At 68.7% G+C, this 18,583-nt stretch carries 20 protein-coding genes; 10 read left to right on the top strand and 10 right to left on the bottom strand.

The genetic code is table 11. The features are described from left to right. Positions 1 to 15: 15 nt before the first annotated feature. Positions 16 to 720, top strand: coding sequence for a SanA/YdcF family protein (locus tag MOM01_RS01370; RefSeq protein ID WP_241383589.1), 705 nt, complete (start codon positions 16 to 18; stop codon positions 718 to 720). Between the two features lie 10 nt (positions 721 to 730). Next, a complete protein-coding gene (locus tag MOM01_RS01365; protein WP_241383588.1) occupies positions 731 to 1,402 on the top strand; it encodes an SDR family oxidoreductase in 672 nt (223 codons plus the stop codon). A gap of 18 nt (positions 1,403 to 1,420) precedes the next feature. Here the strand turns inward: MOM01_RS01365 and MOM01_RS01360 are convergent, their stop codons facing one another. Then, positions 1,421 to 2,500: a DUF6777 domain-containing protein gene (locus MOM01_RS01360; RefSeq protein ID WP_241383587.1), complete on the bottom strand. Its 1,080-nt coding sequence runs from the start codon at positions 2,498 to 2,500 to the stop codon at positions 1,421 to 1,423. 231 nt (positions 2,501 to 2,731) lie between these two features. Between MOM01_RS01360 and MOM01_RS01355 the strand changes: the two genes are divergently transcribed. Beyond that, positions 2,732 to 3,658: a DUF5996 family protein gene (locus MOM01_RS01355; protein WP_308196959.1), complete on the top strand. Its 927-nt coding sequence runs from the start codon at positions 2,732 to 2,734 to the stop codon at positions 3,656 to 3,658. On the opposite strand, the gene MOM01_RS01350 is transcribed toward MOM01_RS01355, so the two are convergent. Both MOM01_RS01350 and MOM01_RS01345 read right to left on the bottom strand, forming a co-directional pair. Beyond that, positions 3,655 to 4,638 carry an alpha/beta fold hydrolase gene (locus tag MOM01_RS01350; RefSeq protein WP_241383586.1) on the bottom strand — a complete coding sequence of 328 codons (984 nt, stop codon included), beginning with the start codon at positions 4,636 to 4,638 and terminating at the stop codon, positions 3,655 to 3,657. The genes MOM01_RS01355 and MOM01_RS01350 overlap by 4 nt on opposite strands. Next, positions 4,635 to 5,021: a nuclear transport factor 2 family protein gene (locus MOM01_RS01345; protein ID WP_241383585.1), complete on the bottom strand. Its 387-nt coding sequence runs from the start codon at positions 5,019 to 5,021 to the stop codon at positions 4,635 to 4,637. Before MOM01_RS01345 ends, MOM01_RS01350 begins: the two co-directional genes overlap by 4 nt. 147 nt (positions 5,022 to 5,168) lie before the next feature. On the opposite strand from MOM01_RS01345, the gene MOM01_RS01340 reads away from it, so the two are divergent. From MOM01_RS01340 to MOM01_RS01330, 3 genes are all read left to right on the top strand, one after another. Continuing rightward, the gene (locus tag MOM01_RS01340) at positions 5,169 to 5,996 is read left to right on the top strand and encodes an alpha/beta hydrolase (protein WP_241383584.1); all 828 of its coding nucleotides are present in this window, start codon (positions 5,169 to 5,171) and stop codon (positions 5,994 to 5,996) included. Positions 5,997 to 6,068: 72 nt separating this feature from the next. After that, on the top strand, positions 6,069 to 6,632 hold the full coding sequence (locus MOM01_RS01335; protein WP_241383583.1) for a CsbD family protein: 564 nt from the start codon (positions 6,069 to 6,071) through the stop codon (positions 6,630 to 6,632). Between the two features lie 30 nt (positions 6,633 to 6,662). Next, positions 6,663 to 7,322, top strand: a complete 660-nt coding sequence (locus MOM01_RS01330) for an IF2 family translation initiation factor (protein WP_241383582.1) — start codon at positions 6,663 to 6,665, stop codon at positions 7,320 to 7,322. A 100-nt stretch (positions 7,323 to 7,422) separates the two neighbouring features. Here MOM01_RS01330 and leuS read toward each other — a convergent pair whose 3' ends face one another. Then, entirely contained in the window at positions 7,423 to 10,281 is a 2,859-nt protein-coding gene (gene leuS / locus MOM01_RS01325) for a leucine--tRNA ligase (protein ID WP_374112242.1), read from the bottom strand. Between the two features lie 105 nt (positions 10,282 to 10,386). On the opposite strand from leuS, the gene MOM01_RS01320 reads away from it, so the two are divergent. Next, complete coding sequence (locus tag MOM01_RS01320; protein WP_241383580.1) at positions 10,387 to 10,791, top strand: SdpI family protein; 405 nt, start codon at positions 10,387 to 10,389, stop codon at positions 10,789 to 10,791. Between the two features lie 68 nt (positions 10,792 to 10,859). Further along, positions 10,860 to 11,813 (top strand): DUF1648 domain-containing protein, encoded by a 954-nt coding sequence (locus MOM01_RS01315; protein WP_241383579.1) that lies wholly within the window; start codon positions 10,860 to 10,862, stop codon positions 11,811 to 11,813. Positions 11,814 to 11,816: 3 nt separating this feature from the next. Here MOM01_RS01315 and MOM01_RS01310 read toward each other — a convergent pair whose 3' ends face one another. Beyond that, positions 11,817 to 12,434: a YqgE/AlgH family protein gene (locus tag MOM01_RS01310; RefSeq protein WP_241383578.1), complete on the bottom strand. Its 618-nt coding sequence runs from the start codon at positions 12,432 to 12,434 to the stop codon at positions 11,817 to 11,819. A 13-nt stretch (positions 12,435 to 12,447) separates the two neighbouring features. Next, positions 12,448 to 13,152: a TetR/AcrR family transcriptional regulator gene (locus MOM01_RS01305; protein ID WP_241383577.1), complete on the bottom strand. Its 705-nt coding sequence runs from the start codon at positions 13,150 to 13,152 to the stop codon at positions 12,448 to 12,450. A gap of 131 nt (positions 13,153 to 13,283) precedes the next feature. Between MOM01_RS01305 and MOM01_RS01300 the strand changes: the two genes are divergently transcribed. Then, a complete protein-coding gene (locus tag MOM01_RS01300; protein ID WP_241383576.1) occupies positions 13,284 to 14,231 on the top strand; it encodes an NAD-dependent epimerase/dehydratase family protein in 948 nt (315 codons plus the stop codon). 4 nt (positions 14,232 to 14,235) lie between these two features. After that, positions 14,236 to 15,522: an MFS transporter gene (locus MOM01_RS01295; RefSeq protein ID WP_241383575.1), complete on the top strand. Its 1,287-nt coding sequence runs from the start codon at positions 14,236 to 14,238 to the stop codon at positions 15,520 to 15,522. A 1-nt stretch (position 15,523) separates the two neighbouring features. Here MOM01_RS01295 and MOM01_RS01290 read toward each other — a convergent pair whose 3' ends face one another. The 4 genes from MOM01_RS01290 to MOM01_RS01275 are packed head-to-tail and all read right to left on the bottom strand — an operon-like array spanning position 15,524 to position 18,520. Beyond that, the gene (locus MOM01_RS01290) at positions 15,524 to 16,591 is read right to left on the bottom strand and encodes a sulfate/molybdate ABC transporter ATP-binding protein (protein ID WP_241383574.1); all 1,068 of its coding nucleotides are present in this window, start codon (positions 16,589 to 16,591) and stop codon (positions 15,524 to 15,526) included. Beyond that, positions 16,588 to 17,373, bottom strand: a complete 786-nt coding sequence (locus MOM01_RS01285) for an ABC transporter permease (RefSeq protein ID WP_241383573.1) — start codon at positions 17,371 to 17,373, stop codon at positions 16,588 to 16,590. The genes MOM01_RS01290 and MOM01_RS01285 overlap by 4 nt, the downstream gene beginning before the upstream one ends. Continuing rightward, positions 17,370 to 18,119, bottom strand: coding sequence for a molybdate ABC transporter substrate-binding protein (gene modA, locus MOM01_RS01280; RefSeq protein WP_241383572.1), 750 nt, complete (start codon positions 18,117 to 18,119; stop codon positions 17,370 to 17,372). The genes MOM01_RS01285 and modA overlap by 4 nt, the downstream gene beginning before the upstream one ends. Further along, on the bottom strand, positions 18,116 to 18,520 hold the full coding sequence (locus tag MOM01_RS01275) for a TOBE domain-containing protein (RefSeq protein ID WP_241383571.1): 405 nt from the start codon (positions 18,518 to 18,520) through the stop codon (positions 18,116 to 18,118). Before MOM01_RS01275 ends, modA begins: the two co-directional genes overlap by 4 nt. Positions 18,521 to 18,583: the final 63 nt, after the last annotated feature.

Below are 18,583 nucleotides of genomic sequence, written 5' to 3'. Positions count from 1 at the left end.
CGTAGCCTGGGGCGCATGCGTAAATCCGTTCGACTCTCGCGCGTGCTCGGCGCGATTCCCCTGCTCGTCCTCGGCTCGGCCTCCGCGCTCGCTCTCGTCTCCTCGCGTGTGGCGGCGGAAGCGCAGGGCCGCATGTACGAGCTCGGCGATGCGCCCCCGGCACCCGTGGTGATCGTTCCGGGTGCGCGGGTGAAGGAGGGCCGGCCGATGCGGATACTACGCAGCCGTCTCGACGTCGCGATCGCACTGATGGAGCAGGGGCGGGCGCGGGCCGTGCTCGTCTCCGGGGACGCCCGGGGCACCTCCGGTGACGAGATCGACGCGATGATCACCTATCTCGTCGCGCGAGGAGTGAACAGGGAGCGGATCGTCGCCGATCCCTACGGTCTCGACACCTACGACACCGCCCGGCGGGCGGTGACCACCTACGGGGTGCGCCGGGCAGCGATCGTGACGCAGGCGTTCCACCTGCCGCGCGCGGTGGCGTTGTGCGGACGGGCGGGCATCGACATCGTGGGGGTGCGCGCTCCCGACGCGATGCGAGTGCGCACCCGGATCAGGAATCTGGCCCGCGAGTTCGTGTTGTCGCGGCCCAAAGCGTTTCTCGAGCTCCGATTCCCCCGCGACCCCGCGGTCTCGACGCCTCCGGACGACCGGCTGGCCGAGATCCTCGCCGATCTCGAACACGGCCGGGTGGCCGCTGCGCCGGTGGATTCCTAGGCTCGTGTCCATGCGTCCTACTGCTCTCGTCACCGGTGGTGGTCGTGGCCTGGGTGCCGCGATCGCCCGTGAATTCGCGCCCACCCACGATCTGCTCCTCGGCGGCCGCCGTCGCGAATCTCTCGACGCGATCCTCGAGGAGTTACCCGACGCCACGCCGTGGCCGGTGGATCTGCTCGATCACGAGGCCGTCGCGGCGGCCGTCGCGAACATCGAGCGTCTCGACGTCCTCGTCCACAATGCCGGTATCGCCGAATTGGGCACCGTCGCCGACAGCGAGCCCCGGCAGTGGAGGGAGACCTTCGAGGCCAACGTCGTCGCGGTCGTCGCCCTCACCCGCTTCCTGCTTCCGGCGCTACGTGCCGCCAACGGGCACGTGGTGCTCGTCAATTCGGGGGCGGGCCTGCGCGCCCGTCCGGGCTGGGGCGCCTACGCAGCGAGCAAGTTCGCCTTGCGCGCCTTCGGTGATGCGCTCCGGGAGGAGGAACCCTCCCTGCGTGTGACGTCGATCCATCCGGGGCGGATCGACACCGACATGCAGCGGGCGATCGTCGAGTCCGAGGGCCGCGAATACGACCCCTCGCAGTTCCTGACTCCCGGCTCGGTGGCCCGCGCGGTGCGGCAGGCGGTCGAGTCGCCGGGTGACAGCCATCCGACCGAGATCGTTCTGCGTCCCCGCTGACAGGTCGGTCCGCACCGGTCAGAAGGGTAGCGGGATCACCACCGGGGGAACGCCCGGAATCGGGATCCGGATCTGTGGTGGAGGTGGTGGGGGCGGCGGTGCAGGTGCCGGGGCGGGTGCGGGAGGCGGTTGCGGAGCCGGCGCGGGCAGAGGCGGCGGAGCGGGACGGGGAGCAGGCGGTGCCGGCAGGATCTGCGGGGCCGGTACCGGCGCGGGTGCAGGCAGCGGTTCCGGAGCAGAGATCGCCGGCGGTGGGGCAGCGGCCTCCGGTACCGGATCTCCTCGTGGAGCCTCGGGCGCCGAAGGCGCGTCGTTCTCCGGCGGTGATGCGTCGGCAGTGTCCTGCTCGTCCGGGACGGTCTTCGGCAGTGCCTCACCGACCGGGACGGGAACCATCGAGCCGGTCGTGATGTCGACGACCTTCAGTTCTCGCACGGGTACGACCGCAGGGTGCACGACGAACATCCGCTCGGCATCGAAGCCGGGCCACTTCGGCCCTTCGAGCTGGTCGTTCGCTGTGAGAACGGGCGCGGAGAGCGGGGTTCCCCGCACGCAACGGACGCGGGGTACACCGAGGTCGTCGACGAGCACGATCGTTCCGCGCTCGAGCAGCGACTGCACCGGCCGGGCCGCCCCGTCGCGGTATTCGTACATCGTGACCCGGGTGTCCGCGCGCAGCAGGACCGGCGACAGCGCCTCGGTGTATCCGCGGACATCGGGCACGTCCAGCACGTCGCGCCACGCCTCGGACTTGGCCCGGTCCCCGTCGAGATGACGTACGAGTGCTTCCTTGTCGCACAGCGGCCGCTCGAGGCTTCCCCCGTACAGCGCGGCGCGGTCGCCCGGAACGGCCGGAGTCCCGGCCGCAGCGACGACCGGGTCGCCCGCGTCGGCGACGGCATCGGGACGGGGTGGGGGGACGGTGACCGGAAGCTGAGGCGGTACCAGACGTGGCGTCCAGGGATCGTCCTGCGCGGTGGCCACCTGGAGTTGCACCGGGACGGACGTCTCGACGGGATCGGACGACGAGCAGGCACCCGCCCCCAGTGCCGTCAGCGCGAGTGCCAGACCGAATCCACGAACCGCGTCGCTGGCCACGCCGTCATGTTAGGTCGATGTTCGTGTGCGAAAGGGGTGTTCGGCGGTTTCCGGCGCCGGGAGCCGAACCGAACGGACCGGTCGCCGAGCAGCTCCCGTTCGGTCGGTGCGCGAAATGTCCGACTCCGTCGAGCCGGTGACGGGCGGACGGTTCTCGTGACGACGGATCGTTGCGAGGGGGCCCGCGCCGCGGTCCGGCCGGGTAGCGTCGACTCCTGAACCACGGGAGGCATCGTGAGCGAATCTTCGGACATCCCCGGTGAGGAGTGGCCGAGCCTGCGCGTGGCCGACTGGGCCGCGACGCGCGACAGCCTGCACATGTGGCTGCAGATCGTCGGGAAGATCCGGTTGATCAACTCACCGCCGGTCAATCACTGGTGGCAGACGACCCTGTACGTGACGCCACGTGGATTGGGCACATCGTCGATTCCCTACCGCGGAAGCATCTTCGACCTGGAATTCGACTTCCGCGACCATGCGCTGCGCATCCGCACGAGCGAGGGCGGCAGGAGTGCCGTCCCGCTCACTGCGCAATCCGTGGCGGACTTCCACTCCCGCACCTTCGAAGCCTTGGACGAGCTGGGCATCCACACCCGGATCCACGGGGCTCCCAACGAGGTGGAGCCCGCCGTCCCGTTCGCACAGGACGAGGAACACCGCACGTACGATCCCGATGCTGCACACCTCTTCTGGCGTCAGCTGCTCCGAGCCGACCATGTGATGCAGCAATTCCGGGCCGAATACCTGGGCAAAGTCAGTCCGGTCCATTTTTTCTGGGGAGCAATGGATCTGGCCTGCACCCGGTTCTCGGGGCGGGCCGCGCCACCGCATCCGGGTGGGATCCCCAACTGTCCCGACCGGGTGATGACCGAGGCGTATTCACACGAGCTGAGCAGCTGCGGGTTCTGGCCGGGCGGCAGCGACGAAGGTTCCTTCTACTCCTACGCGTATCCCGCGCCGGACGGCTATGCGGATCGGCCCGTCCGTCCGGACGCCGCGTATTACGCCGCCGAGCTCGGTGAGTTCGTGTTGCCGTACGAGGCGGTGCGTACCGCCGCCGACCCCGACGCGGAGCTGCTGGGATTCCTACGCAGCAGCTATGACGCCGCAGCCGACCTCGGACATTGGGATCGAGTCCACCTCGAGCGGCAGGACTAGCGTCCGGCCACCCCCGAGACGAAACGTACGAGCAGGTCGTTCACCCGATCCCACCGCTCCATCTGCACGAAGTGTCCGGCCCCCTCGAGCAGGTGGACACCCCGTAGATCGGGGACCGACGCACGCATGCGATCGAGTGCCGCAGCTCCCGCCATCGCGATCACGGGATCGCGGTCGCCGGCCACGAACAATGTGGGCACCTGCACCCGGGCCCCCTCGTAGGAGCGCGAGGCCTCCCAATTCGCGTCGTAGGCGCGATACCAGGACAGGCCCCCGCCGAATCCGGTCCGGGCGAACTCGGCCGCATAGTGCTCGAGTTCGTCCTCGGTGAGCCAGGACCACGGCAGGTCGGGAGCCTCGGGAAGGACGTCGAGATAACCGTGTCCCTCGGACGGATGAGTCCACACATCGAGATATCGGTATCCACCCGAGAGAGCGAAGAACAGTCGCTGCAGGAACTCTCGCGGCCGCGTGTCGAGTTCCGCTTCCGCGACCCCCGGCTCCTGGAAGTAGTGCAGGTGGAGGAAATGCTCGTCCGCGAGTGCGCGGAAGATCTCACTGGGCCGTGCCGGCATGCGATCGGGGGCGTACGGCACCGCGAGCAGGACGAGCCCTGCCACGCGATCCGGATGCCGCAGGGCTGTCGTCCACGCGACGGGCGCACCGAAATCGTGTCCGAGGAACACCGCGCGGTCGATCTCCAGCACGTCGAGCAGGCGGATGAGGCGGTCGGCCACCGCGACGTTCGTGTATTCCTCGATCGCACCGGGGCGGTCGGTACGCCCGTAGCCGGGCATGTCGGGAGCGACGGCGCGGTGCCCGGCGTCCGCGAGCGGGGTGAACTGATGCCGGAAGCTGTAGCCGAGGCCGGGGAATCCGTGACACAGGATCACGGCGGGACCGGCACCGTGATCGTGAATGTTCCACGTGAAACCGTCGATGTCGATGCGGCGGCCCCGCCGAGGGTCGGAGGCGGTCATTCGCCGGCCGGGGTGCTCTGCATGTCCTCCTCGCTCCAGAACGCCCTCATGCTCGTGATCTTCGCATCGTCGTCGAAGGTCATCACGTCGATGACCTCCATGACCAGATCCTGGTCGCCGAGGTGGGTGACCAGACGGAACAGAAAGGCGGCATTGTTCTGTGCGATCTTCAGGGTGACCACCCCGCCGGTCTGCGTGAGCGGTTCGACCATCCCGTAGAACTCGCGGATCTCGGCCTCGGTGGTGCGTACCGGCGTGCCGACGGGGTCCTCGACCGTCGCGCCCTCGGCGTACAGGGCGAGAACGTCGTCCACCGTGCCCGTGGCGATCGCTTTCACGTAGTTCTCGACGGTGGCGCGCACGGCCTCGCGACTCGGTGCCATGGATATCCCTTCGCTCGCTCGAATCTGGAACACGTTTCAATTCGAGGCTAGTGGACCGTATCCTGCGATGCACCCTCGATTTCCGCTCGCGGGACCGGTCGCCGGAGGACGATGACTACGCCATCACCTCGAACGACTGGAGAATCGATGATCGACGCCGTGGCCTTCACCCTCGACGGGCACATCGGTGCCCTCGCAGCCAGGAAACGGGAGGCCGATTCCCCTCGATATGTCGCCCTGGTGTGCCACGGCTACGGTGAGCACTCCGGGCGGTACGAGTACGTCGCGACGCGTCTCGTCGCGGACGGGGCAGCCGTCTACGCGGTGGACCACGCCGGTCACGGGCTCAGCGACGGCGAACGCGTCCTGATCGACGACTTCGAGAAGGTCGTCGACGATGTCCACCTGCTCGACCTCACCGCGCGACGCGAACATCCCGGCCTGCCCGTCGTGCTGATCGGCCACTCGATGGGCGGGATGATCGCCGCCCGGTACGCACAGCGATACGGATCGGAACTCGCCGCCGTCGTCCTGTCCGGACCGGTACTCGGCCACTGGGCGACCGTCGACTCGTTACTTGCGGCCGACGAGATGCCCGACACGCCGATCGATCCGTCGACCCTCTCCCGCGATCCCGAAGTGGGGCGCGCATACGTCGCCGACCCGCTCGTCTGGCACGGACCATTCGAACGGGCCACGGTGCAGGCCCTGAAGATCTGTCTCGACACGATCACCGCAGCAGGCAGCGTGGACAGCGTGCCCGTGCTGTGGCTGCACGGGGAGGACGACCGCCTCGTCCCACTCGACAGCACCGCGACGGGCTGGTCGTCGTTCGCAGGCCGCAGTTCGTCGTCGAAGTTCTATCCCGGAGCCCGGCACGAGATCTTCAACGAAACCGACCGCGACGAGGTCCTCGACGACGTCGTCGACTTCGTCGGCGCACACCTTCGCCCACTCGAGACTCTCGAGGATTGAAGTGCACCGCCTGCGGTTATCCCGTGCCAGGGGGAAGTCCCCTTCGTGTTCCGCCCGGAAGGAGTTGATCCTGTGGCCGAAGAGAACGCATCCGACAAGGCCCGCAGCGGACTGAAGAAGTCCGTCCTCGGCAAGGCGAAGGAGGTCGCCGGCGCCCTGACCCGAAACGACTCGCTGACCACCGAAGGGCGTCTCGAGCAGGAACAGGCGCGGCAGGCGAGGAAGGCCGACACCCTCAGCCACATGGCGGAGGCAGAGAGCGAAGAGGCGGCCGAACACCTCGACGCCGTGCGCCGGGCCGGGCAGCAGGAACGTGAGGAGTCGCAGCGCCGAGCCGAAACTACGGCGTCACAGGCCGAGCGCGAAGCGGAGATCCGCAAGCATGCTGCCGAATTGGAACGGCAGGAAGACGTGGTGCGGGGACAGGCCGGTGCCGCCCGTGAAGCGGCGGCCGCCGAGCAGGACGCACGACGCGAAGAGAACGCCGAGGTCGCAGATGCTGCCGCCGATGTGGCCGCTGCGCAGGAAGAACACCGCGATTCCGCTCGCGACGCCGAGCGCGCACGGCTCGAGGCCGAACAGGAACGGCGCAGAGCCGAAGTTCTCGACCGGACCCTGAACGACCGGGACCGCTGAGGTCACCCCACCGAATCTGGAGATGCGTACATGAACCTCATTGCACTTCCGAGAAATGTTCTGCGGCTGCAATATCGAATAGCCCGTTTCCCCCTCGGGCTGATCGAGCAGCAGTTGCGCTTCCTGCCCACCGATGCCCCGCCGCGCCTCGTGTACGAACGGGGACTGGGCATGCTGGACGGCATCGTCGGTAGCCTTCTCGACGACCGCGACATCGCGACCCGCGGCGCCCTCGCCACCGAACGCGCCGATGCCGTGCGCCGCGCGGACAAGCTCGATGCGCAGGCCGCCGCCGAGAAGCGAGCAGCGGACGCGGAGCTGCGGCGCACCCGCGAACGGGCCGCCGCCGAGCAGGAAGACGCGCGCCGGCAGCGGGAAGAAGAAGTCCGGCAGGCCCGGGAACGTGCTCAGGAACGTGCGCAGCAGGCGGAGAAGGAGGCCGAGCAGAAGAAGGCCGCCGAGACCGCGAAGGCCGAGCAGGAGGCCCAGGAACGACGCCGGGCCGCCGAGGCCGAGAAGAAGAAGGACGACGAACGCATCCGCGAGGCCGAGAAGGACGCCGCCGAGCCCGCCAAGATCTCCCTCAAGGATGCCGTGGCGAAACAACTCGAGGCGAAGGAAGCGGAAGAGCGCGCGCACGACGCGGGCGAACTCGTCGACTACGAAAAGATCGAACACAAGCACCACTGACCCGGCGCTCGGCGCGAGAACGAGCACAGGAATGTGAAACCCCGGTGCACAGGGTGCACCGGGGTTTCACGTGTGGAGGCGATCTCCTACTCCACGGTGTCTACTTCACGACGTTGACCATCTTGCCCGGCACCACGATCACCTTGCGGGGTGCTGCGCCACCGAGCAGGTCGGCGATCTTCTCGTCGGCGAGCGCGGCCGCCTCGATCGCATCCGGAGCAGCATCGGCCGGAACGGTGATGCGGCTGCGCACCTTGCCGTTGACCTGGATCGGATACTCCACGCTGTCCTCGACGAGCCACTTCTCGTCGGCGACCGGGAAGGGGCCGCGGGCGAGCGATTCCTCGTGCCCGAGCCTCGACCACAGCTCCTCCGCGAGGTGCGGGGCGACCGGCGCGAGCATCAGCACGAGCGGCTCGACGGCGCTGCGCGGCGCACCCGAGGGGTACTGCTTCGTCAGATGGTTCGTGTACTCGATGAGCTTGGCGATCGCCGTGTTGTCGCGCAGATGCGCGTAGTCGTCGGAGACACCCGCCACGGCCTTGTTGAGGGCGCGCAGAGTGTCGTCGACCGGCGTGTCGTCCGTGACGCGCACGGCGCCGGTCTCCTCGTCGACGACGAGGCGCCATGCCCGCTGCAGGAACCGCTGGGCACCGACGACGTCCTTGGTCGCCCACGGACGCGACTGGTCGAGCGGGCCCATCGACATCTCGTAGACACGGAGGGTGTCGGCACCGTAGTCGTCGCAGATCTGGTCGGGGGCAACGGAATTCTTGAGCGACTTGCCCATCTTGCCGTATTCGCGGGCGACTTCCTGCTCACCCTCGGGGCCCGTCCGGTAGAACCTGCCGTCGCGCTCGACGACCTCGTCCGCGGGCACGTAGACACCACGAGCATCGGTGTAGGCGTAGGCCTGGATGTAACCCTGGTTGAACAGGCGACGGTACGGCTCCGACGAGGTGACGTAGCCGAGATCGAACAGCACCTTGTGCCAGAAGCGCGCGTACAGCAGGTGCAGCACCGCGTGCTCGACACCGCCGACGTACAGGTCGACCCCGCCCGGATCGTTCGGGCCGTGCACGTCCGGGCGCGGGCCCGTCCAGTAGGCCTCGTTCTCCTTGTCGCAGAACGAATCCGAGTTGGTCGGATCGATGTAGCGCAGCTGGTACCACGAGCTTCCGGCCCACTGCGGCATGACGTTCGTGTCGCGCGTGTAGCGCTTCAGGCCGTCACCGAGGTCGAGCTCGACGTTCACCCAGTCGACCGCCTTCGCGAGCGGCGGCGACGGCTCGGAGTCGGCATCGTCCGGATCGAACGAGACGGGCGCGTAGTCCTCGACCTCCGGGAGCTCCACCGGCAGCGCGGATTCGGGCAGAGCGTGCGCCCGGCCCTGCTCGTCGTAGACGATCGGGAAGGGTTCGCCCCAGTATCGCTGCCGCGCGAACAGCCAGTCGCGGAGCTTGTACTGGATGGTGCCGCGACCGGCGCCGTCGGCCTCGAGCTTCGCGACGATCGTCTTCTTCGCCTCGGCGACGTCGAGACCGTCGAGCAGGCCGGAGTTCACCAGCACACCGTCGCCGGTGTAGGCCTCCGCCGTGACGTCACCCCCGGAGATGACCTCGCGGATCGGCAGACCGAAGGCGGTGGCGAACTCCCAGTCGCGCTGGTCGTGGCCGGGGACGGCCATGATCGCACCCGTGCCGTAACCCGTCAGCACGTAATCGGCGATGAAGATCGGCAGTTTCTCGCCGTTGACCGGATTCACGGCGTAGGCGCCGAGGAAGACTCCCGTCTTCTCCTTCGACTCCTGCCGTTCGAGATCGGACTTGGCGGCGATCGACGCCCGGTAGGCCGCGACGGCAGCAGCCGGATCGGCCGCGCCGCCGGTCCAGCGCTCGTCGACGCCCTCGGGCCAGGACGCACCGGCGATCCGGTCGACGAGTTCGTGCTCGGGAGCGAGGGTCACATAGCTGGCACCGAACAGGGTGTCGGGACGGGTGGTGAACACCTCGATCGCCGAATCATGATCGGCCACAGCGAACTTCACCTGAGCACCGTGCGAACGGCCGATCCAGTTGCGCTGCATCGACTTGACCTTCTCGGGCCAGTCCAGATACTCGAGATCGTCGATGAGGCGATCGGAGTATGCGGTGATGCGCATCATCCACTGCCGCAGGTTCTTCCGGAAGACAGGGAAGTTGCCGCGCTCGGACCGGCCGTCGGCCGTGACCTCCTCGTTCGCGAGCACCGTCCCCAGGCCGGGGCACCAGTTGACGAGCGAATCCGACCGGTACACCAGACGGTACGAATCGATGACGTCGGCACGTTCGGCATCCGACAGCGACGCCCAGTCGCGTCCGTCGTCGAGACTGCGGGTGCCGTCCGCGAACTCGGCCTCGAGTTCGGAGATGCGACGGGCGCGGCCGGCCTCGCGGTCGTACCAGGCGTTGTAGATCGTCAGGAAGATCCACTGCGTCCAGTGGTAGAAGTCCACGTCGGTCGTCGCGACGGAGCGGCGCTCGTCGTGCCCGAGTCCGAGGCGGCCGAGCTGGCGCTTCATGTTCGCGATGTTCGCCTCGGTGGTCGTGCGAGGGTGGGTCCCCGTCTGCACGGCGTACTGCTCGGCCGGCAGGCCGAAGGCGTCGTAGCCGAGGGCGTGCAGCACGTTGCGGCCCTGCATGCGATGGAACCGCGCGTACACGTCGGTGGCGATGTAGCCGAGCGGGTGCCCGACGTGCAGTCCGGACCCCGAGGGGTAGGGGAACATGTCCTGCACGAACAGCTTGTCGGCCGGAACGTCGCCGGCGAGATCGCCCACCGGGTTGGGGGCGTGGAAGGTGCCGCGCTCGCGCCACAGCTCCTGCCAGCGCTGCTCGATCCGCCCCGCGAGCTCGGCGGTGTACCGATGCTGTGGGGTGCTGCCGGGTTCCTGCTGGGAAGTCTGTACGGGACGGGTCACGATGATCACTATCTACTCGGCCGGGCGTGTGAGGGCTCCCACCAGGGTAGAACGTGCCCCCACCCGCACAGACCGGTGGCACCGCCCGGCGCGTATCCTGGTCGGGTGCTGATCGTCGCTGTCCTGCTCTTCGTGCTCGCTCTCGTCGTCGGCGCGGTGGGGGTCGCGGCACTGACCGGGAAGCTGCCTCGCAATCGCTGGGCCGGTGTGCGCACCCCGGAGTCCCTGCGGGACGACACCACCTTTGCGCTGGTCAACAAGGTCGCCGCACCCAGCATGCTCGGCGCTGCGGTGCTGCTCGCCGTCGGTGGCGTCGCATCGCTCACCCTGCCCACCGTCGCCGGGATCATCGCGGTCGTCGTCACCGTCGTGGCCGCCCTGGTCACGGCCGGTGCCGGTGGATCCGTCGCAGCGCGGGTCGCTGCAGCGACCAAGACCGAGGAGACGGCCGGCTGCGGCACCTCGTGCGGTGCGTGCAGCCTGCGCGGAGCGTGTGAGCCGACGGCCTGACCCGGCCCTCCGCACGTACCGGCGCGCCCACCCCCGGCGGAATGTGATCCGCGCCCTAGGCTGACCCCATGACGACGCGTCAGGTCGATCCTGTCGGCGCACTGCTCGGACTTGTCGTTCCGTTGCTGTGTGCCGGGGCTGTGCTGCTGCTCACCCGTTCGTGGTCGCTGCGACTGCCCGACGAGGTCGCCACCCACTGGTCGGGCACGACTGCCGACTCCTTCGGTTCACCGATGTCCTCGGCGTGGACCGCAGCCCTGTTGATCGTGCTGATCGGAGGTGGCTGCTGTGCCATCGCCGCGCTCGCTCAGGCACAGCTGCTCATGCGGCGCTCCATGCTCGCGATCGGTCTCGGGGTCACCGGAACCGTTACCGCGGTGTTCCTGGCGGGTCTCGCCGGCCAACTCGACACGACCGACGCCGCGCAGGCCTCGCTGCCGGCCTCGTCCGCGGTGGTGGGGATGTGGCTGGGAGTCGTGGCAGGCTGGGCCGGGGGATGGCTCCTGCGCGACGGCCGGGAACGGAAACCGGCGACCTCCCGGCCCGACCCGGCGCTGCCGCGTGGCCGTGTCGATCTTCCCGTCGTCGAACAGGTGGGCACCGGCACGGGTACGACGGCGGCACTGTCGGCGTTCGTCCTCGTTCCGGCCCTCGTCGTGTGTGCGGTGACGCGGAGCCTGTGGCCACTCGGCTTGATCGCGCCCGTCGGCCTTCTCGTGCTGGGTCTGTTGCGCTACACCGTGGTGGTCGACGCGAACGGGATCAGAGTGTCCAATCTGGGTTCCGCCGCGCTCGGATACGACCTCGACGAGATCGTCGGCGCGAAGGTCACCGAGACCCGGCCCTTCGCGGACTGGGGTGGCTGGGGCCTGCGGACGAAGGGACGCGGGCGCTACGGGCTGGTGACGCGGAGCGGGCCGGCCGTAGTGGTGACGACGGCATCGGGTCACGAATTGACCGTCACCGCAACGAAGGCCGCGGAGATGGCCGGCGCTCTCAACACACTCGCCGACGCGCGATAGCGCTCAGTTGCGTTCGACCTCGATGGGGTGGGTCGCCAGCAGCGCCAGCGGAAGAGGTTGACGACGCAGGACCTTCGCCCACAGGTCGACATGCGGAGACTCGAGCACATCGCGTGGGAGTGCGGACACCACCATCCAATCGTCGTTGCGCAGTTCACCCTCGAGTTGGCCGGCGCTCCATCCCGCATACCCTGCGAAGATCCGGATCGCCTCGACGTAACGTGCGATGTGGCCGGGGTCGGAGTCCAGATCGATCATCGCGATGCGCCCGTCGACGTGGCGGATACCCGGCACATCGGTGGTCCGGGCCCCGACTCGGAGGGTGCCGAGACACAACGCGGAACTGCGATGGACGGGGCCGCCCACGAACAGCGACCCGGGGTCGGCCGCGAGCCTCGACCACTGCGGAAGCATCGCGTCGACGGGGGTGTCGCTGATGCGGTTCAGCACGACACCGAAACTGCCCGATTCGTTGTGTTCGATGATGTAGACGACGGTGCGGCGGAAGGTCGGCTCGGTGAGATCGGTGGCCGAGACGAGCAGGCTGCCGGACCGCACCCTGGGTGTCGAGGGTGCGGTGCGGTCCTCGGGGTCGTCCTGGTGCTGCGCCACAGGAGCCATTCTGTCACCGCTCTCACCGGTGTGTGGGACGGAACCCGACGGTTCGTGCCAGGAGCGCGAGATGGTGTTCGAACAGGACTGCCCTGTCCGGGAAGGTATCGGGACCGTACTGCCCGAACACCTCGAAACTCACTGCTCCGAACAGGGAGGGCCACGCCCAGATCCCACGTGCGAGTATGTAATCCGGCGCGGCGATGGAGAATTCGGTTCTGATCCGGCCCAGAGGCTCGGCCAGCTCGTCCGGATGCGGGATATCGGGACTGTCGTGGAGGACACCCGCTGCGTAGGCCGCGTCCAGGATGCGGGCGAGCGCCAGGACGACACGGATACCGGGTGCGGTGGTGCGTTCGGCGGGCGCGGCGTAGCCGGGAACCGGACTGCCGAACAGCAGCCCGTAGCGTGCCGGCTCGGTGATCGCCCACTGCCGTACGGCCCGGCCGAGCGTGAGGAACCGCTCGCGATGTTCGGCGGGTGGCACGGCATCGACGGCGCGATCCACCGCGTCGCCGAGTTCGTCGTAGGCGTCGACGACGAGCAGGGTGAGCAATTCGTCCCTGCTCGAGACGTAGCGATAGACCGCTGAGGAGACCACGCCCAGGTCGCGGGCGACTGCCCGCAGGGACAGCGCCGCTGCCCCGTGGGTGCCGAGATGGTCACGGCCGATCCGGAGGATGTCGGCCATCGTCTGTGCGCGTGCCCGCTCTCGTGGTGTCGTCATCCGGCCATTCTGCCGCCGATTCGTGAGCACCGTCAACAAAAGAGAGCAGTGCTCTTGACAATGCCGCGAGCGGGGAGCATTGTCGGAACCGTCAGAGAGCAGTGCTCACACTTTCGGGAATCGAGACCGTCATGCCACATCTCCAGGTAGTCGCCGGGGCCGGACCCGTCGGATGGACCGTCGCAGAACAGATTGCCGCACAAGGATATCGAGTTCGCATCCTCACCCGATCCGGCAGCGGCCCCGACGATCGGGGCATCGAGCGGATGCGCGTGGACGTCAACGACAGTGAGGCCGTGGCCGCGGCGCTCGTCGACGGCGAGGGAACACCCGCAACAGCCGTGTACCTGTGCACCCACGGATCGGCCTACCGAGCCGAGACCTGGGCGCGCGAACTTCCCTCAGCCGAACGGACCGTCCTCGACGCGGTCGCAAACCTGTCGGAGAAGACCGTCGTGGTCTTCCCCGAGAGCCTCTACTCGTACAGCGAGCCGCACCGCGTCATGACCGAGGACTCCGCCCGGGAGGCATCCACCGGCAAGCGCGGTGTGCGGCGCCGGCTCCTCTCCGCACGCGCCGCACACCGCGCACCGACGGTGAGCGTCGTGGCGTCGGACTTCTTCGGGCCCCGGGTCCTCCAGGCCGCGGCCGGGGAGCGGATGGTGCCCGCCGTCCTCGCCGGGAAGAAGGTGCGGGTGCTCGGATCGGCCGACGTCCCGCACTCGTTCACCTATGTACCGGACCTCGCGGCCGCGATGATCGCTGCCGCCGGCGATCCGGCGGTGTGGAACACGATCGTGCACGCCCCGACCGGGCCGGCGCTGCCCCAGCGGGAGATGGTCGCGGCGCTGGCACGCGCCGCCGACCTTCCCGAACCTTCCGTGGGTGTGATCCCGTCCTGGATCGTGAAGGCGGGGGCATTCGTCGACCGCGACATGAAGGAGATCGCCGAGATGCTCTACCAGTTCACCGATCCCTTCGTCATGGACTCGGCCCGGACGGAACAGGTGCTCCGTCTCGTACCGACCCCCCTCGACGACGCTGCAGCCGCCACCGTCGAATGGTGGCGCAACCGATAGTGTCGTGTCCGTGCGGAACTCGGGACGACAGGCGTGGCGATCGACTGCGACCGCATTGAGACACTCACCCGGCCTCGTCCGGCTGACCGCGGTGCGGTTCGCGAGTCAGTTCGGTGACGGCCTGTTCCAGGCCGCACTGGGCGGGGCCGTCCTGTTCAACCCCGAGCGCCACACCGATCCCGTGGCGATCGCGGCCGGCTTCGCCGTCTTGCTGTTGCCGTACTCGGTGATCGGCCCGTTCGCCGGTGCACTCCTCGACCGCTGGGACCGGCGTCTCGTCCTCGTCTGGGCCAACCTGCTGCGCGGAGTGTTCATTGCTTCGGCTGCGGTCGTGCTGCTCGTCGGAGGGCCTCAGACCCCGCTCATGCTGCTCGCACTCGCAGCCGTCGGCGTGAGCCGATTCGTCCTGGCCGGGGTATCCGCCTCCCTGCCGCACGTCGTGTCGCAATCGTGGCTCGTCCCGGTGAATTCCGTTCTGGCGACGGTCGGTTCCGGAATATCGGCAGCCGGTGCGGCCGTGGCCGTCGCCACGATCGGCGTGGTCGGGGCAGGAGACACCGGGTCGGGTGTCGCCGTACTCCTCGGGGTGAGCGGTTCGATCCTGGGAGCGATCGCCGCCCGGGGTTTCGCGGCGAATGCGCTCGGGCCCGAGGGGATACGCCCCCGTGCCGTGATCCGCACCGTCCTGTCGGGTCTACGCACCGGCGCGGGTGCCGTTCTCGCCGCTCCCGGTGTCACGATCGCGATGATCGGAATCGGCACACACCGCATCGTGTTCGGCATCGACACGCTCATCATGGTTCTCGTCCTGCGCGCCACCGAGGACGACTCGGGCCTTCCCGCAGGGCTGGCCGGCTTCGGAGTCGCCGTCGCATCGACCGCGGCGGGCATGCTGGTCGCAGCCGTCCTGGCCCCCGTACTGATCCCGCGGCTCGGGCGCCCGCGCACCGTCACGGCCGGATTGATCGCCGCCACCGTCGTCCAGTTCGCGTTCGTCACCACGGTCGCGGCGGGACCACTGCTCGTCGCGGCCTTCCTGCTCGGCCTCGCCGGTCAGACCGTCAAACTCACGGGCGATGCGGCGATGCAGATCGACATCGACGACGCGCGCCGAGGCCGGGTCTTCGCGGTGCAGGACACGGTGTTCAACATCGCCTTCCTCGGCGCTATCGCCGTGGCCGCATTCGTGATCGCACCCGACGGGCGCACCCCGGAACTCGCCGTCGCAGGAGGGGTCGTCTACGTGCTCGGACTTCTCGCGGTACTGCTCGTGCGGCGGGCCCGCCTGTGATTCAGGTTCCGGACACGGCTGCGGTGGGATGCACGTCGACCTCGGTCGCCTTCACGACGAACCACACCGTCGCGCTCGGATGGATGTCCAGCTCGGTCAGCGCAGCGGTGGTGATCTCGGCGGCGATACCGCTGTGGGACCTCACGAGTACGGTCGCACCCCGGGACTCGAGTTCGGCCACCGTGATCCGCAGCGTGTTGCGGGGGCTCCCGTGCGGAGGGTCGGTGTAGACGGCGACCGCGGACGGGGCGAAGACCGCGACCGCCGGGAGTCCGGAGCGGCAGTCGGGATCGAGACGTCCGTGCACGACGCCTTCACCGGTCTCCAGCGTGCCGTCCCGCACGATTCCGGTGACCAGATTGGTCCCGGCGATACGTGCCGCGAAGACACTGCGCGGCCGGGTGAGCACCTGCCGCACCGTCCCGTCCTCGACGATACGGCCGTGCTCGATCACCACCACGCGATCGGCGAGAGCGATCACGTCGAGCGGATCGTGGGTGACGAGAAGAGCGGTGCGCTCGTCCTCGCGCAACACTCTGCGCAGCAGTGACCGGAGGGTGGGAGCGGCCGTGACGTCGAGGGCCGCCATGGGTTCGTCGAGGAGGAGAAGATGCGGGTCTGCGGCGAGGGCGCGTGCGAGCGCGACCCGCTGGGCCTGACCGCCGGACAATTCGTGCGGCCGGCGGCCGGCGAGTTCCGCCGTGTCCACTTCGCGGAGCCATCGCTCTGCCCTGGAACGGGATTCACGCCGGCCCGATCCTGCGCTGCGGGGCGCGAATTCGACGTTCCCCGCGACCGTCATGTGCGGGAACAGCAGCGGCTGCTGTGCCAGCAGCACCACCGCGCGATCGTGTGGTGCGACCGCGAGTCCCGACGTCGTATCGGTGAGAACACGTCCGGCGAGTTCGACACGGCCGGCGTCGGGGCGGAGCAGACCGGAGACGACACCGAGCAGGGACGACTTTCCGGCTCCGTTGGGGCCGAGGACCGCGACGACACTGCCCTGGGCCACATCGAGTTCGACGTCCAGTGCCCGGGCGTCGACCCGCGCCCGCACGCGCAGGCTCACCGGACCGGATCCGTCCGGCGTGAGTACACCGCCACGACGATGACGACGGCCACGGCAATCAGTACGAGCGACAGGGCTACCGCGGCACCGGGATCCGTCTCGCGTTGCAGGTAGATCTCGAGGGGCAGGGTGCGCGTCACCCCCTGCAGGCTGCCGGCGAACGTGAGGGTCGCCCCGAACTCACCCAGAGCCCGGGCGAAGGCGAGGACCGCACCGGACACGAGCGCCGGGAGGATCAACGGCACGGTGACACGGCGGAAGACCGTCGTGGGCCGGGCACCGAGAGTCGCCGCTATCTGTTCGTAATTCGAGCCGGAACTGCGCAGTGCCCCTTCCAGACTCATGACGAGGAAGGGGAGCGCCACGAAGGTCTGTGCGAGGACCACCGCTGTGGTGGTGAAGGCGATCTGTATCCCGAGCGCATCGAGATGCTCGCCGATCAGCCCGCGCCGGCCGAAGGTGTAGAGGAGGGCGAGTCCTCCCACGACGGGCGGCAGGACGAGGGGCAGCAGAACCAATCCACGGATCACGGAGACTCCACGGAAGGTGCTGCGTGCCAGTATCACTGCGATCGGCACACCGAGAATCACGCACAGGACGGTGGCGATCGCGGACGTGCGCAGGCTCAGTCCGAGTGCCTCGAGAGATGCCGGAGACGTCACGAGCGACGGAAATTCCGCCCAGTCGACCGTGAGCAACATCGACACCAGCGGTACGACGACGAACAACAGCCCCAGCGCCGCAGGGAGGAACAGCCACCGGGGCACGCCGGCGGCGTTCACGGCGTACCGAATCCGGCACCGCCGAGGACGGACCGGGCCTCGTCACCGGTGACGTAACGGACGAAGTCGGCGGCCGCCGCAGGGTTGCGCCCGTCCGCGAGAGTCGCGACGGGATACACGTTGACGATCTCCGCCGCTTCGGGCACGGCGACCGCGGTGACGTCGCCACCCGCGCCGACGGCGTCGGTGACGTAGACCAGTCCGGCGTCGGCCTGGCCGGACGCGACCTTGCCCAGGACGTCGGTCACCGAGGACTCCTCCGACACCGGCGTCAGATCGACGCCTGCGGCGTCCCCGAGTCGTGCGGCGGCCGCGCCGCACGGCACCTGCGGAGCACACACCACCACCGACATCCCGTCCACCGCCAGGTCGGCGACCGACCGGATGTTCTTCGGATTGCCGGCTTCGGTGACGATCGTGAGCGTGTTGGTCGCGAACGCGACGGGATCGGTCCCGAGGAGCCCATCCGCGACCGCGAGGTCCATCGTGCGGGTGTCGGCGGACGCGAAGACGTCCGCGGGGGCACCCTGTTCGAGTTGGGCGACGAGGTCGGACGATCCCGCGAAGGACAGTTCCACGGAGATCCCGGGGTTCGCCTCCTCGAAACGCTCGGCGATTTCCGTGAAGGGCGCCTTCAGCGATGCAGCGGCGTAGACCGTCAGGATGTCGGAGCCTGCGTCGGCGGACCCGCACGCCGAGACGACCGATGCCAGCGCCGCGACGGCCAGGGCGCTGCGCGCCTTCATTCGGATCCGCCCGGAGTTTCGACGATGACGGTGGTCGCCTTGACGACGGCCACGCCGATGCTGCCGGGCTCGAGACCGAGCTCGTTCACCGCCTCGGTGCTCATGAGCGAGACGATCCGGTGCGGACCACACTGCATCTCGACCTGCGACATGACGGCATCGGACACCACCCGGGTGACGAGCCCGACGAAACGATTGCGGGCGGAACTGCCGACTCCCAGTGGGTCGGGACCGGAACCGGCCTGGTTCCGTGCGAACTCCGCCAGTTCACGGCCGACGACGGCCTTGCGTCCGGAGGCATCCTTGGTGGCACGCAGCAACCCCTGGTCGATCCAGCGGCGAACCGTGTCGTCACTGACACCCAGCAGTGAAGCGGCCTCGCGGATGCGGATCGCGGTCACGAATTTCTCCGCAGATGCGTCATGAAGAACAGGTTATATCCGCGAATGCGGGACGTACAAGCG

This window comes from Rhodococcus sp. CH91, from assembly GCF_022554085.1.
Lineage (GTDB): Bacteria > Actinomycetota > Actinomycetes > Mycobacteriales > Mycobacteriaceae > Rhodococcus.
Note: the sequence above shows the minus strand (reverse complement) of the source record. Positions and strands in the feature narration are given on the sequence as shown.